Origin of the sequence: Thermoactinomyces daqus (genome assembly GCF_000763315.1) — a bacterium.
GTDB lineage: Bacteria > Bacillota > Bacilli > Thermoactinomycetales > Thermoactinomycetaceae > Thermoactinomyces_A > Thermoactinomyces_A daqus.
Genome location: NZ_JPST01000048.1, coordinates 39,326 through 65,402, shown reverse-complemented (window position 1 = coordinate 65,402; position 26,077 = coordinate 39,326). Strand labels below are relative to the sequence as shown.

General features: G+C 47.4%; 26 protein-coding genes, 1 pseudogene and 1 riboswitch. Of the genes and pseudogenes, 7 read left to right on the top strand and 20 right to left on the bottom strand.

Going from position 1 to position 26,077, the window contains the following annotated elements:
- Positions 1 to 16: 16 nt before the first annotated feature.
- The 11 genes and pseudogenes from JG50_RS0116015 to JG50_RS0115990 all read right to left on the bottom strand — a co-directional run bounded on the left by JG50_RS0116015 (position 17) and on the right by JG50_RS0115990 (position 5,257).
- Positions 17 to 301, bottom strand: coding sequence for a hypothetical protein (locus JG50_RS0116015; protein ID WP_033102131.1), 285 nt, complete (start codon positions 299 to 301; stop codon positions 17 to 19).
- 64 nt (positions 302 to 365) lie between these two features.
- Entirely contained in the window at positions 366 to 536 is a 171-nt protein-coding gene (locus JG50_RS19520; protein WP_081943993.1) for a helix-turn-helix domain-containing protein, read from the bottom strand.
- Between the two features lie 431 nt (positions 537 to 967).
- The gene (locus tag JG50_RS0116010) at positions 968 to 1,159 is read right to left on the bottom strand and encodes a hypothetical protein (protein ID WP_033102130.1); all 192 of its coding nucleotides are present in this window, start codon (positions 1,157 to 1,159) and stop codon (positions 968 to 970) included.
- Between the two features lie 59 nt (positions 1,160 to 1,218).
- Positions 1,219 to 2,427, bottom strand: coding sequence for an FtsK/SpoIIIE domain-containing protein (locus JG50_RS0116005; RefSeq protein WP_033102129.1), 1,209 nt, complete (start codon positions 2,425 to 2,427; stop codon positions 1,219 to 1,221).
- Complete coding sequence (locus JG50_RS20285) at positions 2,424 to 2,597, bottom strand: hypothetical protein (protein ID WP_160173912.1); 174 nt, start codon at positions 2,595 to 2,597, stop codon at positions 2,424 to 2,426. The genes JG50_RS0116005 and JG50_RS20285 overlap by 4 nt, the downstream gene beginning before the upstream one ends.
- Before the next feature lie 25 nt (positions 2,598 to 2,622).
- Complete coding sequence (locus tag JG50_RS20280; protein WP_160173911.1) at positions 2,623 to 2,790, bottom strand: hypothetical protein; 168 nt, start codon at positions 2,788 to 2,790, stop codon at positions 2,623 to 2,625.
- 13 nt (positions 2,791 to 2,803) lie between these two features.
- Positions 2,804 to 2,935, bottom strand: a complete 132-nt coding sequence (locus JG50_RS20930; RefSeq protein ID WP_258560289.1) for a hypothetical protein — start codon at positions 2,933 to 2,935, stop codon at positions 2,804 to 2,806.
- Positions 2,936 to 3,104: 169 nt separating this feature from the next.
- The gene (locus JG50_RS0116000; protein ID WP_052154407.1) at positions 3,105 to 3,431 is read right to left on the bottom strand and encodes a single-stranded DNA-binding protein; all 327 of its coding nucleotides are present in this window, start codon (positions 3,429 to 3,431) and stop codon (positions 3,105 to 3,107) included.
- A gap of 154 nt (positions 3,432 to 3,585) precedes the next feature.
- Positions 3,586 to 4,092 carry a phage/plasmid replication domain-containing protein gene (locus JG50_RS0115995; protein ID WP_152568621.1) on the bottom strand — a complete coding sequence of 169 codons (507 nt, stop codon included), beginning with the start codon at positions 4,090 to 4,092 and terminating at the stop codon, positions 3,586 to 3,588.
- Positions 4,093 to 4,635: 543 nt separating this feature from the next.
- A pseudogene (locus JG50_RS20755) lies at positions 4,636 to 4,725 on the bottom strand (helix-turn-helix domain-containing protein); the annotation flags it as partial.
- A 226-nt stretch (positions 4,726 to 4,951) separates the two neighbouring features.
- Positions 4,952 to 5,257: an RHS repeat domain-containing protein gene (locus JG50_RS0115990; RefSeq protein WP_152568620.1), complete on the bottom strand. Its 306-nt coding sequence runs from the start codon at positions 5,255 to 5,257 to the stop codon at positions 4,952 to 4,954.
- A 14-nt stretch (positions 5,258 to 5,271) separates the two neighbouring features.
- Between JG50_RS0115990 and JG50_RS20750 the strand changes: the two genes are divergently transcribed.
- Entirely contained in the window at positions 5,272 to 5,475 is a 204-nt protein-coding gene (locus JG50_RS20750; RefSeq protein ID WP_235281712.1) for a hypothetical protein, read from the top strand.
- An 871-nt stretch (positions 5,476 to 6,346) separates the two neighbouring features.
- Here the strand turns inward: JG50_RS20750 and JG50_RS18400 are convergent.
- The 4 genes from JG50_RS18400 to JG50_RS0115970 form a co-directional block, all read right to left on the bottom strand.
- Positions 6,347 to 10,186: an RHS repeat-associated core domain-containing protein gene (locus tag JG50_RS18400; RefSeq protein ID WP_052154406.1), complete on the bottom strand. Its 3,840-nt coding sequence runs from the start codon at positions 10,184 to 10,186 to the stop codon at positions 6,347 to 6,349.
- Positions 10,187 to 10,188: 2 nt separating this feature from the next.
- The gene (locus JG50_RS19055) at positions 10,189 to 11,727 is read right to left on the bottom strand and encodes a DNRLRE domain-containing protein (protein ID WP_081943990.1); all 1,539 of its coding nucleotides are present in this window, start codon (positions 11,725 to 11,727) and stop codon (positions 10,189 to 10,191) included.
- Between the two features lie 358 nt (positions 11,728 to 12,085).
- A complete protein-coding gene (locus JG50_RS0115975) occupies positions 12,086 to 12,304 on the bottom strand; it encodes a helix-turn-helix domain-containing protein (protein ID WP_033102125.1) in 219 nt (72 codons plus the stop codon).
- A gap of 268 nt (positions 12,305 to 12,572) precedes the next feature.
- A complete protein-coding gene (locus tag JG50_RS0115970; RefSeq protein WP_033102124.1) occupies positions 12,573 to 13,772 on the bottom strand; it encodes a M24 family metallopeptidase in 1,200 nt (399 codons plus the stop codon).
- A 154-nt stretch (positions 13,773 to 13,926) separates the two neighbouring features.
- Between JG50_RS0115970 and JG50_RS0115965 the strand changes: the two genes are divergently transcribed.
- The 6 genes from JG50_RS0115965 to JG50_RS0115940 all read left to right on the top strand — a co-directional run bounded on the left by JG50_RS0115965 (position 13,927) and on the right by JG50_RS0115940 (position 20,246).
- Positions 13,927 to 15,495: an alkaline phosphatase family protein gene (locus JG50_RS0115965; protein WP_033102123.1), complete on the top strand. Its 1,569-nt coding sequence runs from the start codon at positions 13,927 to 13,929 to the stop codon at positions 15,493 to 15,495.
- A gap of 110 nt (positions 15,496 to 15,605) precedes the next feature.
- Entirely contained in the window at positions 15,606 to 16,376 is a 771-nt protein-coding gene (locus tag JG50_RS0115960) for a hypothetical protein (protein WP_033102122.1), read from the top strand.
- Positions 16,377 to 16,683: 307 nt separating this feature from the next.
- Positions 16,684 to 17,028 carry a winged helix-turn-helix transcriptional regulator gene (locus JG50_RS0115955; protein WP_033102121.1) on the top strand — a complete coding sequence of 115 codons (345 nt, stop codon included), beginning with the start codon at positions 16,684 to 16,686 and terminating at the stop codon, positions 17,026 to 17,028.
- Positions 17,029 to 17,049: 21 nt separating this feature from the next.
- Positions 17,050 to 17,292: a hypothetical protein gene (locus JG50_RS0115950; protein WP_033102120.1), complete on the top strand. Its 243-nt coding sequence runs from the start codon at positions 17,050 to 17,052 to the stop codon at positions 17,290 to 17,292.
- Positions 17,293 to 17,405: 113 nt separating this feature from the next.
- On the top strand, positions 17,406 to 18,938 hold the full coding sequence (locus JG50_RS0115945; RefSeq protein WP_033102119.1) for a fumarate hydratase: 1,533 nt from the start codon (positions 17,406 to 17,408) through the stop codon (positions 18,936 to 18,938).
- 393 nt (positions 18,939 to 19,331) lie between these two features.
- On the top strand, positions 19,332 to 20,246 hold the full coding sequence (locus tag JG50_RS0115940) for a DUF1002 domain-containing protein (protein ID WP_033102118.1): 915 nt from the start codon (positions 19,332 to 19,334) through the stop codon (positions 20,244 to 20,246).
- Positions 20,247 to 20,327: 81 nt separating this feature from the next.
- Here JG50_RS0115940 and sdhB read toward each other — a convergent pair whose 3' ends face one another.
- The 5 genes from sdhB to JG50_RS0115915 all read right to left on the bottom strand — a co-directional run bounded on the left by sdhB (position 20,328) and on the right by JG50_RS0115915 (position 26,066).
- Positions 20,328 to 21,080 (bottom strand): succinate dehydrogenase iron-sulfur subunit, encoded by a 753-nt coding sequence (sdhB, locus tag JG50_RS0115935; protein ID WP_033102117.1) that lies wholly within the window; start codon positions 21,078 to 21,080, stop codon positions 20,328 to 20,330.
- A complete protein-coding gene (sdhA, locus tag JG50_RS0115930; protein ID WP_033102116.1) occupies positions 21,077 to 22,837 on the bottom strand; it encodes a succinate dehydrogenase flavoprotein subunit in 1,761 nt (586 codons plus the stop codon). Before sdhA ends, sdhB begins: the two co-directional genes overlap by 4 nt.
- A 16-nt stretch (positions 22,838 to 22,853) precedes the next feature.
- The gene (locus JG50_RS0115925; RefSeq protein WP_033102115.1) at positions 22,854 to 23,504 is read right to left on the bottom strand and encodes a succinate dehydrogenase cytochrome b558 subunit; all 651 of its coding nucleotides are present in this window, start codon (positions 23,502 to 23,504) and stop codon (positions 22,854 to 22,856) included.
- A gap of 144 nt (positions 23,505 to 23,648) precedes the next feature.
- The gene (gene metX / locus JG50_RS0115920; RefSeq protein ID WP_052154404.1) at positions 23,649 to 24,722 is read right to left on the bottom strand and encodes a homoserine O-acetyltransferase MetX; all 1,074 of its coding nucleotides are present in this window, start codon (positions 24,720 to 24,722) and stop codon (positions 23,649 to 23,651) included.
- Between the two features lie 107 nt (positions 24,723 to 24,829).
- Positions 24,830 to 24,943, bottom strand: a riboswitch (SAM riboswitch).
- A 106-nt stretch (positions 24,944 to 25,049) separates the two neighbouring features.
- A complete protein-coding gene (locus JG50_RS0115915; protein WP_033102113.1) occupies positions 25,050 to 26,066 on the bottom strand; it encodes an ABC transporter ATP-binding protein in 1,017 nt (338 codons plus the stop codon).
- Positions 26,067 to 26,077: the final 11 nt, after the last annotated feature.

The following is a 26,077-nucleotide window of genomic DNA, read 5'->3' as shown; positions in this document are numbered from 1 at the left end:
GGACTTTTGGGGTTCATTAAGTAAACTCAACTCTCATATCGTAAATCTCTTTACTGTTATTCGGCTCCGAATTGTGCTTCCAATTCACAATAACCCTGCCCTCTTCATCACTTCCTAATGTCATATTGTAATGATAATCCTTCTTCCTTTTCCCTATCCAATAGTTATCAATCAATTCCCCTTTCCATTCCGGAACATCTTTCTTTACAACCTTTACACTATCCTCCAGCATCCCCTTGAAATAAGCAAACTCTTCATCACTAACATCCGGGTAAATTAAAGAAATTCTGTCTATATGCAAATTACCCTCTCCCCTTTAATGTCAAATTTGACACTAAATCAGGCTAATTAGAATATGCCTGATTTCAATTCCGATTCTTTTCTAAGTACTCTTCAAAATCTTTGTGAGTAATTCTCCAAACAGAACCTACCTTAACTGCTTTCAAATTACCTCTTTCAATTTCACGCCGAACAGTCCGATCATGAACCTTTAATATTTCCGCTATTTCTTCGATCGTATAAAATTTATCAAACATCTTCACCACTCCTTTACCGCCTCCATTGTACAATATTGTAAGATTTTCATCAATAATTTACTTAAAGAACTAAATACGACTACGCGGAATCCCCTCGTCTTCCCCGTAACTTTTTGAACTTTTGGGTGCCCCGTCATTGACAGTCCGGGAGCCCACGTCTCTGTAACTCTCTAGCTCGCCGCTCTTCCCGGTACCTCCGCCCTGCTTCCCTCCCCCTTTCCTCCTTCCCCTCACTCGCTTCGCTCTCTCACTCCTCCTCCTTTCTCCTTCGGTCGTGCGTCGTCGTTCGTTCGCTTCACTCGCTCGCTGGTCAGTCGTCAGGAGAGGGAGCAGGGACGGGCACCGGGCTAGCGCCCGGTAGAGCCTAACAGAGACTTGCCCCAAACTGTCAACGACAACTCCCTAAAACTTCAAAAACTTCCGGAGAATCCTCAACCATAACGTCCCAATTTATACGCTACAACGTCTTTCCAAGCAACAAATTCATAAAAACCTTTTCCCTTCAAACAAAACCCCTCTTTATCCGTCTTCGTCACCCTTCCCTCTTGATAAATAACCTTTCCTGTATAAATCCGCCACCACAACCTAATATAATAGCCACCTCTAATATCATCCCTTCCCATCAAAACCCCTCCTTAAAAAGCAATCCCCTCCTTTCATTAAAGGAGAGGAACAACCTACATCAAGTACGAACAAAATTATCATCCACCACAGGTTCCCCATTAGTTCCCTCAACAACATGAGGAATTCCTCTTCTTTCCAAATCCTCAATAAATTCATCTAATTCATAATTTGGAAAGCTGAACACTGATATATCATCAATCATGCAATACCCTTGACCTTTATCCAAAATTTCCAACCCTTTCCCATCCTCATCAAAAGCCATCTTAAACGCCACAGATAAACCTTTTAAAACCACCTTGCAAGTAAACATATCCCGAACAACCCCCGACATGAATTCCGTATCAGGACGTTGAAGAATCCCAATTACAAAAACTCCTGCAGCTCTACCCTTAGTCGTCAAAGTCTTCATCTTTTCAAAGAAAATTTCCCTCTCTGCCTTTTCTCCCTTCACCCCTTTCTTTTCCAAGTTTTCAACCAAAGAGATCCACTCATCTAAGACCAAAAAATACGGCTTCAATCCACAATCCTTATAATGATTCTTTCTCTGAGATGTCATATACCTATACCTATTCTCCATCTCATCAATCGCATCATCTACATATCGCAAAAACCCCTCCTTACTATCCACCACATCATAGCCAAAATCCTTCATATAAGTAAATTCAACCTGTTTCCCATCAACTATTCGTAACGTCCAATCCCTAGGTATTTGGGTTAAAATCATCCTTAAAAACGTACTCTTACCAGCACCAGTTACTCCAACCAAAAGCATATGAGGATAACTGTCAAAATCCCACTTCAAAACACCACCAGCTTTGTACCCAATATACAAATAATGTTCATCATCATTTTTCCTTAATACCTGAGTAACATCCATCAATGAATGTTGAACCACAATTTCAACTACTCCATGTCTCATCTTAGAACCGACCAAATCCCCTCCTAACGATTGGCTAAAAGCATCAATCTTCGACTCCCACATCTTCCTAGTCTGTCCCGAAATCATTCTAAACCAGAGATAGAAGTTATATTCATCCATCTTAACTTCAACACGAGGATAAATGATTTTATCTACAATTTTCTTCTCCCCCTTCAAATTTTCTTTCTCCACCTTTTCTTTCAAAACCAAACCAGCATTCACCATCGTTTCACGCAAAACAGCCGATACTTTCCGAGACAACATAAACCAATCATATTTACCCATCAAAGACCATGGAACAGCCCAAAGAATACTAGGCTGTTCCTCATAAAACTTAAGTTTCTTCAAAACCAACCACCTCCCAAACCATCATGTTTGTCCGGTTTCTTTTCTCCCCAATTCTTTACTTGATCGACTTCTGTCCCTTTCTCCCCTTTGCCAAAACCTAATGTCAATTCCTTTTCTTTCAAATCCTTAAAGGAGTCTTCAACCTCTTTCCAAAAATCCCAAAAACCCATCCTTATCACACCTTCCACACATTTTTCAGATCATACTTCCTCTTGCTACTACCCTTATATTTCCGAATTTTCTTCTCAGCCTTTTCCAATCGTCTTCATCGTCATCCGCTTCTAGCCACACAAAGCCCTTCTCCATTCGTCCCTTAAAGATCGAGCTTTCCCACTCAAATTCCATTTGATATCTATCCCCCATCAATAACCCCTCCTCAATAATCTTCCAACACCTCAAGCCAACCGACCGCATCCGCACACTCCTCACAAAGCTCCAATCCACCAGAACTATATTTAGGCGGATTCTTTTCACACTCATCACAAACAAACTTGCCATCTTTAAGCATTAAAACCAACTCCCTTCAGCTTGTTTAAAATCAGTTCCCAAAAGCCAATCCCTATTACAAGATTCTTCCGTCTTATATTTGCAAAGAACATTAGGACAAATATAATAACCCAAATGACTATAGAACAATCCCTGCTGAAAAACCATTTTCTTCCCGCACTTAGGACAGTTCATTTAGAACCCCCCTTAGGCTTAGCCAAAACCTCCAATTCCCTTAAAACAACACTCGTTTGATAAACCTTTTGCCCATTCTTTTCATAAGAACTGTTCTTGATATATCCATAACCCTCAATCAGATAACCTTTTTTTAAGTTATTAGCAGCAAACTCACCAACATTTCCAAAAACAACAACATCAATAAACTCAACATTCTTCGCTTTCTTTGACTTGTTATATCCTTCTTCAACCGCAACCGTCATAAAACAAACTCCACCATTAGCACCGGCATGAAATTTTGGATCAGCAACCAAACGACCAGCTAACAAGACTTTATTCACCTTTGATCATCTCCAATCATCTCTGTTTGATTCTATTGTACTCCTTATGACAGCACGTGTCAACAAGAAAATAAAAAAAGATACCATTTATTTGGTATCTTTTCGATCAAATCCACGTTATAATAAAATTAACCTTTAGTTATCTCCATTCATCTCAATAAAGCAACTCATACAGCTTTTCAACCTCGTTCTCAATTTCCAATCTATACATTTTCTCTAAATCGATTCTCTCCCAAGCCTCAGAGAGAATCTTTTTTATGTGTTTTTGTGTTGTCCTGGTAAACTCATGCAACTCAATCAATCCCTGTTCATACGCCCACAAACATGCCCGATGCTCCGCTTTTATTTCCCCTAGTTCCCCACGTTGATAAACCTCATATCTTTCATCTATTTTTAAATCCAATTGACCCAGTTTCCACAATGGAACACCTTCTCTTTTAGTCCTAGCCTTCCACTTATATTCAATCCTTGTCAAATACTCCGAATGAACCTTTACTCCTTTTCTCTCCAATTCTTTCTTTTTATTATAAACCTTCAGATATCCATCACTAGACCTTTTCCCAAAATAAATTGTATCCTTATAATAATCCGGCCTTCTTCTTTTACCTAACACTTTCAACGCACTTTTATCCTTTTCAAAATCATAAGCTACATCCATCATCGTACAAATAATATTCCTTCGCTCCCAACCTTGCCCACTTCTGTAATACGCCATCTGCTTTAATAAATCAAAGATTACATACTTCTCAATATCCCTCATGTCATTTTTCGCTGGATTAAATATAATGACCCCATACGCTTGGACTTTTGGGGTTCATTAAGCTTTGTCCTAAATAGGTAATATTTCATATTCAAAAACTATAGTCCTCCATTTTAAAACACGACCGTTTACTGTGTGAGGTTCTCCAAATTGATAGAATCAAAGAGGAAATCGGCATGAAGCGTCGCAACTGGACCCCGGAGGAAAAAATTGATATCGTCTAAGCCAGGTTTAAGGAGAACATTTCACTCGCTGAATTATACTGTCAGCACAATATCAGACAAACCCTCTATTACCGTTTAAACAATGCTTTAGTTAAGCGAATACCCATTGTAGTACAAAGTTGGGAAACGGGTTAAACGGGCTCCCATTCCCCTTTCCCAAAATGATCCATATAACAAAAACCCCTGCCTTATTTGCAAATGCGGCAGGGTCACATGCAGACTATATCTTTAATTCGCCCAATCTTACCAACTCCACTACGGCTTGAGATCGTCCTTTCACATTCAACTTTTGCATGACGTTACTGATGCGTACCTTTTGCAAACTTTGGGACTAGATTTCATTGTGAATGGTGTCTCAGACAAACAGGTAAAGAATGTCCTTGATTGTTCGAGAAGGGCGCAATCACAACCGGATAGACGGTCGACAAGGCTGCTGAGGTTGGTGTACCTGACGCTAACGATGCTCACCATCGTCGCACGGTTGTAGAGGCGGCGGACTATCCGTTTCACTTCCCAGAGCAAACTACAACGTTACTTTACCCGCAAGTACCTGATATCATAATGTACAGTGCTATACAGAAAGGGATCTGGATCACCGTTCCGTCCGGCCGGGTTTCTTTGGTCAATTGGTCCAGTGCGTCATACTCGTAAGATGTCGTTTTCGGCGGGTTGGTTCCGTCTGTTTCGGTAACGGAGGTGATCCGCCCTTTATTGTCATACGTATAGAGATAGCTGTAGAGCAGGTTGCCGTTTTTGTCGAAGATATCCCGTTCGACCAGATCCCCGGCGCCATTGTAGCGGTTAAAGGTCATGTTGCCGTCGGCCGTTTTGCGGCGGGCCACCTGGTCTTGCTCAGTTGAACTACGCTTGGTTTGCGCCGTTGGACGTGATTTTGGTCAATTGGTTGTTAACTGTTGTAGGCAAAACCTTGGGTGATCACCGTGCTGCCGGCGGTCAGTTTTTGCTGGGTGACGTTGCCGTTGGCATCATAGGTGTAGTCCGTCTGGTTGCTGTTCGGCTCCTGAACGGAAGTCACGCGATTGTCGTCGTCATATTGTAGTTAGTTGATGTGCCTGCCGTTTCATCGGTTTCCTTGGTGAGATTGTTGTTCGCGTTATATTGGAAGCTGTAGACTTGCGTGCCATTGTAGGAAACCGAATTTTGCCAATTGATCGGTGGCCATTGGCTCAGCATAATTTCATTACTTTGTGATTAAAAATAAAAGCATAATTATATAAATAATCAATAAAGGGTAATCAATCAATTTTCGATACAATGTTCCCTTTAATTTCGTGTTTACTTTCCATTTATAGTTCAAATATATATTATATAGCAGGCAAATTACAACTGTACCTAATCCATAAATACTATCAAAATATATAAAAACTAAAATAATACCTGCAAAAAAGTAATTTATCGAAAGTAAAATAATTATCCTTCGATAGTTATTATCAAATCTTTCCTTTAATTCATTTATCAACATGATAGATCCCCTTTACTTAATAATAAGGAGAGTGAGGAAAAATGGTATTCGACATGATCCTAGTACTACAGTGATAGGTTGCAAGCGTAACCAAGATGTCATGAGAGTTGTAGGTTATTTCCGCGAATGAAGATTCCAAAATCGCTAGTTATTAGTTAAGAACTAAAGATGATGCGTTCAATACAGGGACAAAAAATCGCCCCTGTATTGAAGTTATCTTAAGTCAAGCGCTATCTATACCTATAAGCCCATATCCATAACATAAGGACCCTGGTTTTGTAGTGCCATCCCCACTTTTTCGTTTTATAATAAAAACCTATTTTTATTTTAACCCCTGAATAGTTGCCGTAAAAATTATCTTTGAACTCACTTAAGTAGTAAACCGCTGCAATTACAGCAGCGCCTCCCCATCCGCCACCAAATCTGATTGCAAGTATAGCAAGGATCCCTAAAAAATATTTACAATTCTATTGAGATTTTTTTTGCTAATTGTAATGGTTGTACTCCAATGACCAGTAGAATCAATGTTTGTAATTGGATTATTTTGAACATAACTATACTTATTCAAACTCAGTGGTTCCTTGTCAAACCCCTCAAACGTATCCCTCGTCAAGAATCTTCCCGTATCCGGATTATAGTACCTAGATTGCAAGTAATACAATCCCGTTTCTTTGTCATAGCGGTAACCCGCATACAGGTATGGGTTCTCTACAGTTCCTGTTTGGCTAACAAGTTTCCCGAATGCATCATAGGTGTAGGTGTTTACCACGGCACCGGTGCTATCCGTGAGTGCTACGACATCGCCATGGCCGTTCAATTGGTAGAAATACGTTTTCCCGCCCCGGGTCATGCTCACAGGCAGATTGTTATCATCATAGGTATAGCTCGCCACAACCGCTCCACTTTGATCTGTCTCATAAGACACATTGTTGTTTTGGTCATAATGGAACGTAATCGTGCCGGAAGCGGTGGTCATGGTTTTGCGCATGCCGTCGGCCCGGTAGGTGAACGAGGCGATGGTGTTACCGTTGTTGTCTTTGACCTGAATCAAGCGGTTGGCCGCATCATAGACATAGGTTTTGTTGCCATCGCTGGTCAGGTTGCCGTTGGCATCGTAGGTATAGTTCGTGCCGTTGACCGAAGTGAGTTGGTCAGCATCATCGTATGTGTACGTCGTGGTGGTGCTGTTTCCGCCCTGGGTAACTTTCTTGGTGAGGCGGTTGCCCGTTTCGTCATAGGTGTATTCGATCACCGTTCCGTCCGGCCGGGTTTCTTTGGTCAATTGGTCCACTGCGTCATACTGGTAAGACGTCGTTTTCGGCGGGTTGGTTCCGTCTGTTTCGGTAACGGAGGTGATCCGCCCTTTGTTGTCATATGCGTAGAGATAGCTGTAGAGCAAGTTGCCGTTTTTGTCGAAGATGTCCCGTTCGACCAGATCTCCGGCGCCGTTATAGCGGTTAAAGGTCATGTTGCCGTCGGCCGTTTTGCGGCGGGCCACCTGGTCTTGCTCGTTGTAGTTAAACCATGCCTGGTTCGCCCCGTTGGACGTGATTTTGACCAGTTGGTTATTGCTGTTGTCGGCAAATCCTTGCGTGATCACCGTGCTGCCGGCAGTCAGCTTTTGCTGGGTGACGTTGCCGTTCGCATCATAGGTGTAATCGGTCTGGTTGCTGTTTGGCTCTTGAACGGAAGTCAGGCGATTGTCGTCGTCATATTGGTAGTTGGTCGATGTGCCCGTCGTTTCGTCCGTTTCCTTGGTGACATTGTTGTTCGCGTCATACTGGAAGCTGTAGACCTTGGTGCCGTTGTAGGAAACGGAATTTTGCCGGTTGACGCTGTCATATCCGGTTTCGACCGTGTTGCCGTTGGGCTGGCTGACCTTGGTCTGGTTGCCATTGATGTCGTAATCGTAGCTCGTGGTTTTCCCGTTGGCATCCGTGACCGTTTGCACCTGATTTAATTCGTTGTAAGTGTAGGTGGTTTCCTTCCCGCGGGCATTGGTCACCTTGGTTTTGTTGCCGTTCGCATCGTACTGGTACTGCGTAACGTTGTTTTTGGCATCCGTCACTTTGGTTAGGCGGTTCAACCCGTCATAGGCATATTGGGTGGTGTCGGAGCCGACGGTTTCACTGGTTGGATTGCCGACAGTGTCATAGGTATGTTGCGTGACACGCCCTTCCGGATCGGTGGTCTTCGTTTCGTAGTTGCCATTGCTGTCATAGGTATGGTACATCGTGATAGCGTCCGGCACCACTTTGATCGTGTCAAACCAGGCCGTTCCCGCCTGATTGCTGTATTCGTAGTAGACGCGAATCCGGTCAAACGGCTGGCTGGTCTTGATTTCATTGGCGATATGCTGCCAGTCGTGCGATTTGCTTTTGTCAAAGTTGTAGGTGAACGTTTCTTCCTTGGTCGAGCCGCTGTATGTTTCCACGATCAGCCCGTAAATGCCTCCGCCCGGGTTCGGGTTTTGCACTTTGGAGAAACCGGATACGGTCAGGACCGAACCGGCGCCGCCCGTTAAGTTTACGTCCTGGTAGATCGACTTGTACGTGCTCGAATCGCCCACCAGTTTGACGGAGTTGTTGCCGTTATACTTTTCGGTGGTGTCCAGGCCGTCTCCTGCTGCCGTATTTCCTGACAAATACCAGCGGTCCGGAATTTTGTCCCCCGCCGGGTCGTTATCCCGTTCAAAATCGCTGTTTTCGACCACGTTGTATGCGCCGTAATACCCTTCTTCGATCTGCAATCCGTCAAACCAATAGGTGCCCGCATAGTGACCGTTGATGCCTGTAATATATCCGCGAATTTGCAATTGGTCATAGCCTTGTAATGCTCCCGGATCCAAGGACAAGTGGATGCGGGTGGTGCCTTGCGTCCCGGTGATGCCCGCTCCGGCGATATAGGTGTAGGCACCGGTCTGCGAGTTGAACCCAAAGGCGTAGATGGCACCGCGCCCGGTGGCGCCGCTGGTTTTGATATACCCGCTCAAGACATACGTTTTGTTTGGGTCGTACGGAATCTTGTCGCTGGCGATGGCGGCCGCTCCGGTTGAATCGCTGGGAATGGAGATTTTGATGCTTTTGTTTCCGAGCGTAATCCCATCCGCCGTCGTCAGCCCTGACGAATCCCAGGTAATATTGGAAGATCCGCTGGGAACCTTGGTCCAGTTATCCGGCCAGCTGTCGCCATCGCGGTCGATTTCAACGCTGCCGTTGATGGCCAGGTTGTTGCCCGGACTCATCTCGGAGGTTTCGGACACGGGATTGCCGTACGAATCATAGGCAGTCGCCGATGATTTCTCGGCGGCATCCGTTGTGGACGTTTGATTGTCTTTATCATCATATTGATTCTTGGTCGTGTTTCCGTTCGCATCCGTTTCGGTGACCGGATTGTTGTTGCTGTCATAAGTCGCACTGCTGGTGTTTTTGAGCGGCGTGCTGACTCTGGTCAGGTTGCCGTTGCTGTCATACGTATAGTTGTACGTGGCCGAGCTGTTATTGGCGTTGGCATTGCCATCCTTTTGGCTGATCAATTGGTTTTTGTCGTCATAGGTAAACGTGTTTTTAATATTGAATCCGGTTGGGTCCTGCGTCGTTTGGATGACATTCCCATAGGCGTTATGGGTATAAATCGTTTTCGTGCCTTTGGGATCGGTCACCGTGGTGATGTTGTTGGCCGGATCGTAATCGATTGTGGTCGTGGCCGTTTGCACTGAGCCGTCGACCGTGATCGGATAGGAAACGGAGGTGGCCCGGTCGTTCGCCGTATCGTAACCGATCGTTTTCGTATGGTGGTTGGGATCGGTGATCGATGTCAAGTTATGGTTGCTGTCATATGCAAATGTTTCCGTGGACAGAACGGTTCCGGCCGCATCTTTGTGGGTGACCACGGTCAGGTTGCCGCTCGCGTCATAAGTATACTCCACCGTCCGATTGGTCGGGTCTGTCACTTTGCTGACCCGGTTGTTGGCATCATAGGTCAGCGTCAGGGTCCGCCCGGACGGATCCGTGATCGTTGTGGGCACTGAGCCGGTATACGTCAGAGTCGTGGTATTCCCATTGGAGTCCACGATCGAGGCCAGTTTTTTCGATGTATTGAAGTTGTACTTGGTCTGGTCCGGTGTGATGAGGGTAAAGGTGCCATCCCCGTTTTTCACCAGGGTGAGATTGACTCCTCCGGGAGCCTTATACGTCCCTGTGGGTGTCCCTCCTGTTCCATACTCCGGCGCAAATGTATGGGTGGTGCCATCCGCATCCGTATAGACGACCGGTCCGCTATAGCTCATCTTCAGGCTTTGTTCCAGGTTAGACGTCCAGCCATAAAAATCCCGCTGGCAGTCGACCGGCTGTTGTAGGAGCGTTCGATGGACAGCCCGGTGCCGCGCCCATCGATGCTGACATCGGAATCTTCCAGGTAAAAGTTGCCGTTATAGGTGTTGATATTGGTGACGGCGGAAGTCCAGAAGCTTTCCACCCCGATCGGGTCGATGGTGTAGGTGATGGTCAGCATCGGCTTTTGTGAATTGTTGTCCGGATAGTCACTCGAACGGAACCCTTTCCAGTTATCGCTTTCCTGATTCAAGCGGAGCATCATGCCATAGTTGGAGGTGGTCCCACCATACCACTGTTTGACCAAAGATGTAATGTCAAAATCATAGAAACCCACATCAGAAACCGTGGTGCTGGTGATCAAGGACCCGGTTGAAGGCAATTGGCTCCATTTGATCCCAGTCGATTGCCAATCGCTTGCTACAGAGTAGAGGTCAACTTGTTCCGATTGGGTCGTTGCGTATTGGTACAACGTAAGTTTGGCGGATGTAATATTAGCTGAGCTCAATAGGGGAGCGAGTCCAAACTTGATGTAAGAGCGGTATACTCCCGTGCCATAGGTTGGGTCGGTGTAGGTACCCGTGAGCAAATACGAGTTGGTACCAAAGTTGACGTTCTGTGCATTCCCACTGCCGACCGTGGCATCATAGGTGTTGGTTGCGCCCTGTACCGAAATGGACGGGTCAATTGTCACCGGGAAAGCGCGGCTTGGATCTTTGAGCCAGGCATCGTCCGGCTTCAAATCGATATACGTTTCGTTTCCTTCGGTTCTTAATACAAATTTCACATTGTTTGATATCCCATCTTTCGCATCGTACATGCAGGGACGCGGAATAGAAAACAACGTTTTTCCCTTGGCATCGACAAACGCGATCGAGCCGTCTTTTTGTTCTTCCGCTTTAACGTTTTTTGTCTTGACAGAAAGGGTATAAAACAATTGTCCCGTATATTTGTGCAGTACCCACGCTTCTTTGACACCGGTGTTGGTGACGGTGTAGGTGAGATCGGTGTCCGGGTACACATCGGGATAGGTAACCTGATTCTCTTTTTTCTTTGCCGTGGTGTTTGCTCCGCCAATCAGGCCGAAATCCACTTCAGCCTGACCCAGGCGGAAGCGCACCACTTTTTTTCCGCGGCTATGGTTGGCAAATCCGACACGGAACCGGTTGCCACCATTAATATAGGGAAGATCGGAGTCAAGGGCACTTTTTCCTGCTGATTGGACGTTGTTATTAATATCCACCCATTTGCCGTTTTGCTTATAGTGGATCGGTTGCAAATATTCCTGCAATACATAGGTCTTTTGGTCTGGCTTGAGGAATGTTTTGGAATTTTCCGTGCGCAACGCTTCGATTTCCACCGGTTTGGGATCCGGTGCAGCCAATGCCTGGTAAACCCAGTCTGGCCACAAGGTGAGGATCAGGGTGAGAATGACGGCCAGAAAGACCATTCTGCGATGAGGCAAGTAACGCCCGGAATAGAAGAACTGCAAACTCATCCCTCTTTTCTTCAAAGAATCGCCTTTCTTTTGTAACAATATTTTCAGATTTACGAAATAAATTTACCTCTGCCACACCGAAATTGCAAGATAGTTTATATTAAATTTATATTACAAACTTTATATTTTAAATAAATATTCCTTATAAATGGGTAATTTTACTTTAGATATAAAATATAGTATTTATTCGATTGTATTTATTGGAAAATATCGGTGATCCTTCCTACTCATCCCTATCGTAAATCAGCATTTTTATCTGTCTTGAGGGGAAAAAGGGGCTTGAATCCCCCTTTCCCCAAATAATCCATACAACAAAAACCCCTGCCTTCTTTGCAAATGCGGCAGGGTCACATGCAGACTATATCTTTAATTCGCCCAGTCTTACCAACTCCACTACGGCTTGGGATCGTCCTTTCACATTCAACTTTTGCATAACGTTGCTGATATGGTTACGTACTGTTTTTTCGCTGATGAAGAGTTGTTGGGCTATTTCTTTGGTGGTCTTGTCTTGTACCAGCAGCTCAAAAACTTCCCTCTCCCGGTTTGTTAATAAGGGTTTGCCTTGTTGGTTAGTCAAATGATGCCACCCTTCCTTGCTCGAGCACTTGGAATACAAGGGGTCAGGGACCAGTCAAGTTATATTATGAGCGTGTATTTGTTGTCGTGAAGCGTTACTGAAAATTTAGGCTAAATCCCTTTGTTATTCTCAGTACTGCTGTTAATTTCTCCTTATCTTATGCCCCGGGAGGGGGGGATGTTACGGGGATGACAAGCGGGTAACGACGTGATCCGCAAAAAAGCATGGAGGAGGTTCTCCCTCCCCCCCCATGCTCTTTACCATGTTCTTATTTTTCAGGAATGCGGATGATCTCTTCCGGAGCGATGGTGAGCGCTTTCAATCCTTCTGCGGTGACGACGTAGGTATTTTCAATGCCGATGACGCCGCGGCCGGGGAAGGTGAATTTGGGTTCGATGGCGATGACCATGCCTTCTTCAAGCGGTTGATCAAATCCGCGTGCCAGAATTGGCAGTTCGTCCATTTCCAGCCCGACGCCGTGGCCCAAAAATTTGACCTGGTCTCTGCCGTAGCCCATGAAGTTTTCACTCAGTCCCGCTTCTGCGGCCATTTCCAGTGCACGCTGGTAGAGCGCTTGCCAGGGAGTCCCGGGTACGCCCATCCGCTCGGCTTCGCGAATGATGCCAACTGCGATCTGATAGGCACGTTCCAATTCGGGATCGAGGTCACCGATTACGGCCATGCGGGTTTGGTCGATCAGATATCCTTCAACCACGTTACTGATATCTACCAGAATCGGTTCACCAGCCTGAAGCTTTTTGCGGCTGGCGCTTTGCGGACTGGCGATTGACAGCCCCAAACCGCCGGCCGGGCCGTCAAAATAGGTAGGCGTTGCCGCAGCCGATCCGGACGAAACCATGCCCAGGCAAAGCTCCTGGTTATATCCGCGCATCCGAAAAATCCCGATATTTCCTTTCAGGCGCAAGGCATATTCAATTTTGGCGGAAAGCTCCAATTCGGTCATCCCCGGCGCAATGATACCGGGAAGTGACGCGATGATCTCATTTAAATGTTTTCCCGCTTCGCGAATGTGTTTCAGTTCATATTCCGATTTCACTGCGCGAATCTGGCGCAGAGCAAAGGCGATATCTGCCGCTTCGGCTCCGGGAAAGAGGCTGAGATATCGTTTCGCCAGTCCGTACGGCAACACATCCATTTCCAGTCCTATTTTTTTCGGCTGGCCAAACCGGCTGGCGATTTTCTGTCCCAATTCCCGTTGCCGCCCCATTTCGACAACAGGGATCACGGATTCAAAGCTGGCGCGGTCAATGCTTTTCTTCGCATAAAATAACGGTTCACCCGATTGTGGGACATACAGAAGGCCATTTTGCATGGTGCCGGTTAAGTAAAAAATGTCGATATTCTGGGTAATCAGTGCTCCGTCTATCGCAAGGGCACTCAAAGTATTTTGAAAACGCCGGACTCTGGTTTTGATTTCGGTTTCCGGTACTTTGGGCAATGGATGCATGACGGCAACATTCCTTTCCAAATGAATTGGCGGGGAATCGAACCTACTATTAAGTATAACAGAGAACGGAAAAAGCGATGACCCAAAAAACCGTATAACATCACGTCCCCGTGAAAAGACTAGAACTATCTTATGAACAGAGGATGAAATCCAAATGCTCTTAACCTGGTTTTTCCTTATTCTCGCGCTAATTGTCATTGTCTTGCTGTTGGCTGCAAAGCCGCCCGCAGGTGCAGGAAATCGCCCGGAAGAAAAAACGGACCTGGGCGCTTCAACCCGCCCGGTGATTTTAATCGTGATCGATTCTCTGATGGACGCTCCGCTCAGGGAAACGATCCAGGCGGGAAAAGCACCCGCACTAAAATACCTGCGGGATAACGGTCATTATTATCCACGGGTGATCTCTTCTTTTCCAACCATGTCGGCGTGCATTGACACCACGCTGCTCACAGGAATGCCTCCGAGTCGGCACCATATATTCGGACTCACCTATTTTCACAAACAGGAAGGGCGGGTCGTCAACTTCGGTACCGGTCTGAAAGAAACCTTCACGATCGGGTTGAAAAACGTGTTAAAAGATGGCTTGCTCAACTTGAACCAGCATTTTATCAATAAAGAGGTCAAAACGATTCATGAAGAGCTGGCGGTACCGACAGCTTCGGTCAATGCCATCATTATGCGCGGGCCGCATGAGCAAACCCTGACCGTACCATGGATCGCGACTTTGTTGGGCTTGCTGCCCCGCACCATTGCCGCGAAGGCGCCGGCTTTCTTCTCTTTCGGGGCCATGGCCCGCCTCTTCCGTACAAGCAGACCGGCCAGCGGTTTTTTTCGCTACGGCTTTAATGACCGCTACAGCAGCGCTGAATTGGCTTCGCTCATACAGAATGGTCAATTGCCCTTGTTTACCATCGCTTATTTCCCATCCAACGATGATGCGGTTCACAAAAAAGGCCCCCAGGAGATCAAAGGGATTGCAAAGGCCGACGTCGAACTGCAGAAGGTTCTAAGCGCTTTTGGTTCATGGGAAGAAGCGATTCGCAAGGCGACTTTTATTGTGATCGGAGACAGCGGACAAACAGCAATGCTTCCCAACAAGCAAGAGGCTTACATCGATTTGACCAAACTGCTGCATCCGTTTCAGATTATGCCAACAAAAAGAAAGAAACCAAGTGCCCGGGATCAGCTGGTGCTGTGCGTCAACGAGCGGATGGCTTACATTTATTTGATCGATGAAACGCTGACGGTGGAACAAGTGATTCATGTTTTAAAGGAAGAGACAAGACTGGATGTGATCGCTTGGCGGGAACAGGACTGGGTTTACGTGGTCAGCGGAAGTACCGAGGGAAAATTGCAGTTCAAACCAGGCGGAGGATATACGGATACGTATGGACAGGCCTGGGAGATCAGCGGAGATTTGTCCATATTGGACATCCGAATCCAGGAAAATCAAATATTGGAGTTCGGCATCTTCCCCGATGTCTTGTTTCGCCTTTGCAATGTGATGGATACGGGGGAACGGGTTATCGTCGTTACGGCTGCTCCAGGCTATGAGTTGATCGGTGACAGTTCCCCGACGCACAAAGGGGCATGCCACGGTTCACTCCATCATCTGGATTCCATCGTACCGATGATTGTTTGCGGAACTGACTCTTCGCCGGACCATTTTCGCATCATTGATCTGAAAAAATGGATCATTGACATGTTAAGCCAAAAACAATAATGACGGGGCACTGGAGGGAAGAAGCTGGCCGCCGTGTTTTTTCCGTGAGGAATGGGTCAAGCCATATCAATCATACAACTTTATAAAAACGGCAGGAATGGAGGGAAAATGTGAATAAAACTACACCCTCAATCAGGCGGAAACACCTCCATGAAGTAACGTTGGACGATTGTCCCCAACTCCCCCCTTTTTATCTTTTTTTTGCGGAAATGGAACAGGACGAATTATATCCATACCTTTCCAAGGAACAAGTTCCTGCTCTCATCGAACAAGCAATCGCAACAGGCGAACGGATCGCCTCACTCCATGGGAAAAAACGCCCGCTGGGAAGTTTTATCAACCATCTGTTGAAACAAAAAGTGCGAATCAAATTCCTGGAGAAACATTCTGCTGATCCGTCCATCCGGGCCCAGTATATAAAAAAGCCGCCCACCATTGCCATTTACCGCCATTCCCTCAAACAGATCCGTCAGTTTTTTCAAAGAAACGGTGAGGAAGTGCCGGAAGAGGAAATTTGGTTACTGCATTTATATCATGAGTGGTTTCATCATTTGGAAGAAACGAAATACGGGCGGACGGACAAAGTTTTGCCCAAAGTGACGGTGAAGCAAAAAGGGCCTTTTGCCATTAAAAAACCTTTGCAGTGTTTACGTGAGATCGCGGCCCACACCTTTACGCAAACGGTTTTGGGATTATTGTGGTCCCCCCTGCTTTTGGACCATTTATTAACATTCAAAAACAAAGGATGGAGCAACGGACAGATCCGCGAGTATTTCGGAAGGTATAAATCCACCATCGATTCCTTGCTGGAGGAGGCAAAAAAACAGGAAGGCCCCCACGATCCTCAAGATGAACCACTGCCGACGGAGAAAATAATGTAACAAAGATCCACGGGAGTGGATGAGTGTATTTCCGCAGCGACCTGACCGGCATCAAGCGGGATTTTTTTGTGCCGGATTGGGCCAAGCAGTCCTGATCTCCCTTCGGTTCAAACGGACTGCCCCGTCTGACTTTCATCTTGACCAGAGACGAATGCTTTCCGTTTTATTCCCCGGGAAATGCAACGCGTATTGCCAACACCCTGGATTTAACAATTCTTCAAGCCGAATCAAACAACCCGCTTCAAACAAACAGCGAAAGATGCCAAGCCTGCAAACATCTGCTAAGATAATAAGTGAGGTGAGAGGAATGGAACGTTGCATATGCCCGAAGTTTGAAGCGGCAATTGAAATACTCTCCAAAAAATGGACCGGTTTGATTATTCGCGTTTTAATGGAAAAAACCAGACGTTTTCGTGATATTCGTGAACAAATTCCTTTAATGAGCGAGCGGATGCTGGCAGAGAGATTAAAAGAACTGGAAGCGCACGGTATAGTCGAGCGGCGCGTTTATCCAGAAACGCCTGTCCGTATCGAATATGATTTGACTGAAAAAGGGAAAGCACTTGCCCCCGTACTCGATTCCATCCAAGACTGGGCTGAGCAATGGATCGGGGCAGAATTGCATGAGAGCATGACTAGACGGGAAACGTAATGTTGGAGGTGGTTATTTCCAATGCCGTTTCCTTATCTTTGCCCCCATTGCGGCAATAACCGCAGCCGGTTTAACCTGATTGAACAAGTGGTCACCCCTGTCAAAAAAGATGCGCAAACAGGGGAGATCATTGAACACGTCTCTGACCAGGATCCCTTTCAATACCGCTACCATGGTGAACAATACCGTGTGCAATGCGGAGTATGCGGAATGATTGATTCGGAGGAACTTTTTATTAAAAATGCCCTGCGAAGCTTGAATTAACCTGCTTTTATCCATCCCCCGGTCATCGTTTTGATGATCAGGGGTTTTTTTCATCTTTTAAGGAGCGATATAATAGAGGATGGATAAAAAATGGGAGCAAAGAGGGGTTATTCATGCACGCTTTAAAAGAATCCATTCTGAAACTGATTACCGAAACATCAACCAATTTGCCACCGGATGTCAGGGAAGCCATCCGCTCCGCGCGCGAAAAAGAGAACGCCGGCACCCGCTCCGCACTCGCGCTGGCCACCATCGACCAGAATATCAAAATGGCAGAAGAAAACGTTTCCCCCATTTGCCAGGACACCGGGATGCTCACCTTTAAAATCAAGGTTCCGGTTGGAGTAAATCAACTGAAAATGAGTGAACAAATACGCGAAGCGGTGAAGGAAGCGACAAAATTGGGGAAATTACGCCCCAATTCGGTTGATTCTTTAACAGGCGAAAACAGCGGTGACAACCTTGGTGAAGGCACCCCTGTGATTCAATATGAACAGTGGGAAAAGGATGACATCGAAGTCCGTCTGATTCTGAAGGGAGGCGGCTGCGAAAACAAAAACATCCAATACAGCCTGCCTTGCGAATTGGAGGGGCTTGGACGCGCCGGCCGTGATTTGGACGGAATCCGCAAATGCATCTTGCATGCCGTCTACCAGGCACAGGGGCAAGGATGCAGCGCCGGTTTTATCGGAGTGGGAATCGGCGGAGACCGGACCACCGGTTATGAACTGGCCAAAAAGCAGCTGTTCCGCAGGCTGGATGACACCAATCCCAATCCCTCGCTGGCCCAACTGGAAGACTATATCATGGAAAAAGCCAACACCCTCAGCATCGGAACGATGGGATTCGGTGGAAATGCCACACTGCTGGGATGCAAAATCGGAGCGATCAACCGTATTCCCGCCAGCTTTTATGTATCCGTGGCCTATAACTGTTGGGCTTTCCGCCGCCAGGGCGTTTACCTTGATGCCAATACCGGAGAGATCAAGAACTGGATTTATAAAGATACCGGCAAAAAGCCATCCGTTCAGGCTGAGGAAAAGACAAACCCGGTTGCAAGCGGCCGCAAGGTGGAACTGTCCGCGCCCATTACCGAAGAGCAAATCCGTCAGCTGAGAGTGGGGGACATCGTGATTTTAAACGGTCCCATTCACACCGGGCGGGATGCGCTTCATAAATATCTGATTGACCATGATTCACCCGTCGATTTGCAAGGCGGCGTCATCTACCACTGCGGTCCCGTGATGCTTAAAGACAAAGACGGCAATTGGGAAGTGAAAGCGGCCGGTCCCACCACCAGCATTCGCGAAGAGCCGTATCAAGGGGATATCATCAAAAAATTCGGCGTTCGAGCTGTCATCGGCAAAGGCGGTATGGGACAAAAGACGTTGAAAGCGCTTCAGGAACATGGAGCCGTTTACCTCAATGCGATTGGCGGCGCAGCGCAGTACTATGCCTATTGCATCACCCATGTTGATGGAGTCGACTTTATGGAGTTCGGAATTCCGGAAGCGATGTGGCATTTGCAGGTAAAAGGATTTGCCGCGATTGTGACAATGGATTCACATGGCAACAGCCTTCACGCCGACATCGAAAAAAGTTCGCTTGAAAAATTGGCGGAACTGAAAGAACCGGTTTTCAAATAACACAATCCTGATTGTTTGAACAACCCGAAGATCAACGTAAAACAAAATCGGGAAGGGAGTGGAGCCCGACTGACCGCCCATCAGAAACACAGAAAGGTTGGCAGGGTACCGCTCCCCTTGCCCGCAATGCACTTGGATTTCATTGCCTGAATACTGCTCCCTTGCTGTCTCCCCCTGGGGAAGCAGCTTTTTTTATTGATAAATATAAAGTTCCCTACTTTTTTCTTGTTCACAGATGACGCGGAACACGCTACAATTAGATTTGAGCCGCTTTTTGCTCACCGGATTTTCCCATTTTCGCCGTGAAAAAACATCCGGGTGTGCAGCGGAAATGGCGAAACCCATCTTTTACTTTTCTCGTTTTCTCTTATGAAAAGGGGGATTTCATTTCACATGAAAAAACACTGGAAGAAATTTAGTATTTTGACTCTTTCCTTCATCACGGCCATGACGATGTTGCTACCTTCGCTTGCCTCTGCTGATGCCATTGAAGCGCAGACCGTTGTCACTTTGGGTAAAGACTTGACAGGTACGCAACGTGACAATATCTTGGCAGAAATGGGTGTCGATGAAAATTCCGGCAATGTGCGGATCGTCGATGTGACCAACCAGGAAGAACACCAATATTTAGGGAAATACTTAAGTGATAATGTCATCGGAACCAAAGCGATTTCCTCCGCTAAAATCACGATAAACAACTCCGGAGGCATCTCGGTCAAAACAAAAAACATCACCAATATCACACCCAGCATGTATGCAAATGCCGCGATCACCGCAGGTATCAAAGATGCTGATATTTATGTGACAGCTCCGTTCCGTGTATCGGGAACAGCTGGTCTGACCGGGATCATCAAAGCATTTGAAACGGCAACCGGGCAAAAAATCGATGAAAACAAAAAAGAAGTGGCCAACGAAGAAATCGTCGTCACCTCCCAGCTGGCTGACCAGATCAAAGATCCGAACAAAGCAGTGCAGTTCATCAATAAAGTAAAAGAAGAGGTCTCCGATCAAAAACCGGAAACCCCGCAGGATTATCGTGACATTATCGTTAATGTATCGAACGATTTCAATATTAACCTGAACCAGGAAACCATCAATAACCTTGTTCAATACGCACAGAACTTCAACAAACTTGGAATCGACTGGGATCAAATCAGCAGCCAATTGCAAAGCCTGCGCGGCGACATTAAGGATATCCTGAACTCGGATACGACACAGGGAATTATCGATACGATCTTTGAATGGCTGGGAGATTTCTTCAGCTCGATCGGAGAATTTTTCACCAACGCTTCGGACAAAAAGAATTAATCGAAATGAACGGGAACCACGAATCAGTGGTTCCTTTTTTATACAGAAAAAACCGCCAGCATGTCGCTGACGGCCACTTTCTTAGAAAGACAACCATTTTTTAAACATGTGTTTGGTTGCATCGCGGTTGGACTTGGCAATCGCAGTGGTAAGCGGGATGCCTTTGGGACAGGCACGAACGCAGTTTTGTGAGTTTCCGCATTCTTGCAAACCGCCTTCGCCCAGCAATGCCTCAAGGCGCTCTTCCTTGTTCATGGCCCCTGTCGGGTGGGAGTTGAAGAGCTGGACTTGTCCGACGACAAACGGACCGATAAAATCAGATTTCGTATTGACGTTTGGACAAGCTTCCAGACAGACGCCGCAGGTCATGCACTTGGACAACTCATAACGCCATTGCCGCTCGTTTTCCGCAATGCGCGGCCCCGGACCAAGATCATACGTCCCGTCGATCGGAATCCACGCTTTTACGCGTTTCAGCGCGTTAAACATGCGGCTGCGGTCGACAACCAAATCGCGTACGACCGGGAAAGTTTTCATCGGTTCAACGCGAATCGGCTGTTCCAGTTTATCGATCAAAGCCGTGCACGCCTGACGGGGTTTGCCGTTGATCACCATGGAGCACGCACCGCAAACTTCTTCCAAACAGTTGGATTCCCACTGTACCGGAGACACTTTTTCGCCTTTGGAATTGACCGGATTGCGCTGAATTTCCATTAACGCAGAAATAAGATTCATGTTTTTTCGATAAGGGATTTTAAACTCTTCTTTGTACGGCTTTCCATCCGGACCGTCCTGCCGTGTGACGATGAGGTGTACAAATTGTTGTTCGCTCATTGTTTTTTGTTCCCTCCCTTATCCACATCATAGCGACGCGGACGAGGCTTGATCAGAGAAATGTCGACCGGTTCATACTCAAATTCAGGACCTTCCGGAGTGAATTTCGCCTTGGTTGTTTTCAGCCACTCTTCATCGTTACGATCAGGGAAATCAGGTTTATAGTGAGCCCCGCGGCTTTCATTCCGGTTGTAGGCACCAATGGTGATGACGCGGGCCAGTTGCAGCATGTTCCACAGCTGGCGGGTAAACGATGCTGCGCTGTTGCTCCATTTGCTGGTATCAACCATGCTGATATTCTGATAGCGCTCCATCAGTTCCTGGATCTTTTCATCCGTTTTCTTCAAGCGGTCGTTGTAACGCACGATGGTCACGTTGTTGGTCATCCATTCGCCCAGTTCCTTGTGCAGAACATATGCATTCTCGGTCCCGTCCATTTTGAGGATGTTTTCGTATTTTTCCTCTTCGGCTTTCACTTGGGACTCAAACTGGCTGGCATCAATTGAATCAATGTGTTTGTCAAGGCCACGCACATATTCGATCGCTTTCGGGCCAGCCACCATTCCGCCGAAAATGCTGGACAGGAGCGAGTTTGCGCCCAGACGGTTCGCCCCGTGATACTGATAATCGCATTCGCCGGCTGCAAACAGGCCGGGGATGTTGGTCATTTGGTTATAATCAACCCACAATCCGCCCATCGAGTAGTGAACGGCAGGGAAAATTTTCATCGGGACTTTGCGCGGGTCCTCTCCCATGAATTTCTCATAAATCTCAATAATACCGCCGAGTTTGATATCCAATTCTTTCGGATCTTTGTGCGAGAGGTCCAGATAGACCATGTTTTCGCCGTTGATCCCCAGTTTCATATCCACACACACTTTAAAAATGGCGCGTGTGGCAATGTCACGCGGTACCAGGTTTCCATAGGCTGGATACCACTCTTCGAGGAAATACCACGGTTTTCCGTCCTTATAGGTCCAGACGCGTCCGCCTTCTCCCCGGGCCGATTCCGACATCAGGCGAAGTTTGTCATCTCCCGGAATCGCTGTCGGGTGAATCTGGATAAACTCGCCGTTGGCATAATAAGCCCCTTGCTGATAAACAGCGCTCGCCGCCGTACCGGTATTGATCATGGAGTTGGTCGATTTACCAAAGATAATTCCCGGTCCGCCGGTCGCCAGAATGACCGCATCTGCCGGGAATGCCACAATTTCACTGCTTCTTAAATTTTGCGCAACAATCCCCCGACATACTCCTGCGTCATCCTGCAAAATTCTCAGAAACTCCCAATACTCATATTTAGTAACGCGTCCTTCCACTTCGTAGCGGCGCACTTGTTCATCAAGCGCATACAAAAGCTGCTGCCCGGTGGTTGCACCCGCGTAGGCAGTACGGTGGTGTTTGGTTCCGCCAAAGCGACGGAAATCGATCAACCCTTCCGGTGTGCGGTTGAATGGCACACCCATCCGGTCCATCAGATAAATGATTCCCGGTGCCGCTTCGCACATCGCTTTTACCGGCGGTTGGTTTGCCAAAAAGTCGCCGCCGTAGATCGTATCATCGAAGTGTTCCCACGGGGAGTCCCCTTCTCCTTTGGTATTCACAGCACCATTGATGCCTCCCTGTGCACACACGGAGTGAGAGCGCTTTACGGGGACAAGGGAAAAGAGTTGAACATCGGCGCCTGCTTCAGCCGCCTTGAGCGTAGCCATTAAACCGGCCAGCCCGCCGCCTACAACAATGATTTTTTCATTCATTGGCATGTGCTCCCTTCTAATGCTGTGCCAATTGTTGGATGAATTCTGGTCTTGCAAATGCTAACAGCGAAGACACACCCATGTAGGAAACGATCACGAAAACAACGCCCCAGACCCAGGTGGATACCCTTTGTGCGCGCGGTCCGACCGTTACCCCCCAGCTGACGAGAAACGCCCACATTCCATTGCTGAAGTGGAAGACGGCGGAGATCAATCCGATCAGGTACAGGGTCAGGAAAACCGGATTTTGCAGGATCGTTGCCATGAGTTCCGCCAGTTGTTCCGCTGTCAAATGATCCAGCGCCACATGAACCCGCGTTTCCCAGACGTGCCAAATGACGAAAATCAACGTGATCACGCCGGTAACCCGTTGCAGAAGGAACATCCAGTTGCGGAATGTACCAAAGTTCCCCACATTGTTTTTCGCCCGAAAAGCGATATACAAACCGTAAATCCCGTGATACAAAAGAGGCAAGAAAATAAAAACGATTTCCAGAACAGTTAAGATGGGAATATGCCAAAGCCACTTAACCTGCTCTACAAAAGCGCCTGCCCCTTTGGTGGCGTAATAGTTGGTATACAAGTGTTCAAGTAAAAAAAAGCCCACCGGTATTACGCCCAGCAACGAGTGTATCCGACGGTTGAAAAAACTGCGTTGCGTGCTCATCTTTTGCCTCCAATCCAGGTCATAATCGCAGTAAAGAGAATTGAAAACTCTTCCAAAATAACAATAATAGAAAAGGGTTTCAACTCGGTATTTATTTTACTCCCGAAATGGAAGTACCGTCAAGGAACCATCAAGGGGGGGAAACTAGCCGCTTACCTCCAAAAATTGCCGTATTTTGGAGCCAAATTGGTTAAATTCCACCAAAAAGGCATCATGTCCGTAATATGATGAAAATTCATGGTAAACTGCGTTTTTCCCTTTATTTAAACAAAGCTGATGAAAGGAACGCTGCTGCCTGACCGGAAAATACATATCTTCCGTAATCCCGATCGTTAAGATCCTGGCGCGGATCATCTCGACTGCTTTCTCGATTCCACCGCGTCCCCGCCCGATATCATGCCCGTCCATTGCGGAAAGAAACAGGAGATAGGAATTGGCATCAAACCGGCTGACCAGTTTTTCACCTTGGTACCGCAAATAGCTCTCAACCTGCAAATAAGGATTTTCTTCTCCCTCCCGGCGGAAGCGCCGTTCAAATAAATCTTCGGTCCGGTAAGTGACCATGCCCACCATGCGTGCCGTCGATAACCCGTTGAGGGGGCCGGAACCCGGGTAATAATCCCCGCCTTGCCACTGCGGATCCAGCATGATCGCCCGGCGCCCGATTTCGTTATGAGCCATCGACAGCGAGGACAAGGTTGCCCCGGTCGCAATCGGAATGCAGGCGTCCATAAAGTCGGGGTACATCACCGCCCATTCGAGGGCCAGCATGCCTCCCATCGATCCCCCGATCACCGCTTTCACGTGTCTGATCCCCAATTTTTCAAGGCAAATGTATTGGGCCTTGACCATATCCCGGATGGTCACTTTGGGAAAACGGCTTCCATAAGGAGTGCCTGTCTCCGGATGGGGTGAGGAAGGCCCCGTGCTCCCGTTGCACCCGCCGAGCGTGTTCATGGTGATCACTGCATACCGCTGCGTGTCGATATAGCCTCCAGGCCCGATCAAGCCGTCCCACCAGCCCGGTGACTGTTCATCCCCGACGGTGTGAGTATCCCCCGTCAATGCATGACAAACGACAATCACGTTATCCTTTTCAAGCGTCCATTTTCCCGCCAGCTCGTACGCCACTTCCACCTCAGCGAGTTTTTCACCGGACTCCAATTGCAGCGAACCGATTTTTTCTGTATTTTTCCGGCTGATGGCCCGTGTCAACATCCTCATTCCTCCAATGATTTTAGGTAAAAGACCTATGTCATGAAAACAGAAAACCCTCTTCAAAAAGAAGAGGGCTTCTTTGCTCACGCTATTTATCTTCAAGCCTCTTCTCATCTCTCAGAACGATTCTGCGTTCTGCAGGAATTGGCACCAACCGCTAATGATCATAGCGAGGTTGCCGGGCTTCATCGGGCCAGTCCCTCCGCCACTCTGGATAAGAAGAATTTTCAATTTTTCTTCATTCATCATTCTGATCATATCGCCAAACTGCCCGGGTGTCAAGCTGCTGTCTCTCAATCGGAGAAATGCACTGCCTTTTCGGGAAACTCAGCCGATGATTCGCTTTTTCCTCTCTACCGATGGCGCAGCCGGATCTTCCAGCCAGCAAAAAACCTGATGGGTGGAGGTAATCTGGGTGACCGGCGGCATTTCTTCATGACAGATATTCATGGCATGAGGACAGCGGTCGGCAAATGGACAACCGGCTGGAGGAGAGAACAAGTCGGGGGGCGAGCCGGGAATCGGTTCCAGATGCCGGTCACGCGGCAGATCCAAGCGCGGCATGGAATCAAGTAATCCCCAGGTGTAGGGATGGCGCGCATCCGCAAATATTTCTTCCACCCCGCCGGTTTCCACCAGCCGTCCCCCGTACATCACCGCAACGCGATCTGCGGTTTCCGCGACAACCCCCAGATCATGCGTGATGAGAATAATCGCCGTATCCGTTTCCCGCTGAAGTTTTTTCATCAGCTCCAGGATCTGGGCCTGAATCGTAACATCCAGTGCCGTCGTCGGTTCGTCGGCGATCAGGACTTGCGGATTGCAAGCGAGGGCCATGGCGATCATCACCCGCTGGCGCATTCCGCCGCTAAATTCGTGCGGGTATTGCGTCAATCTTTTTTCCGGATTGGGAATTCCGACCAATTTCAGCATTTCCACCGCTTTTTCTTTCGCTTCGGTCACGCCCGTCTGCTGATGCCAGCGGATCCCTTCAATAATCTGTCTTCCCACGGTCATGGTCGGATTTAAGGAAGTCATCGGATCCTGAAAAATCATCGCGATCTTTGAGCCACGGATTTGAAACATTTCCCGCTCGGAGAGTTTTGTCAAATCCTTGCCGTCAAACATGATTTTCCCCTGCTTGATCCGGCCCGGGGGATCAGGGATGAGCCGCATCAGCGACAAGGCGGTGACGCTTTTGCCGCTGCCCGATTCACCGACTACCGCCAGCATCTCCCCTTTGTGCAAGGCAAAAGTAACACCGCGGACCGCCTGCACTTCCCCGCCGTCCACCTGAAACGAAATGTGCAAATCGCTTACCTCCAAAAGCGGATTCGTCCCCATTTTTCTCTTCC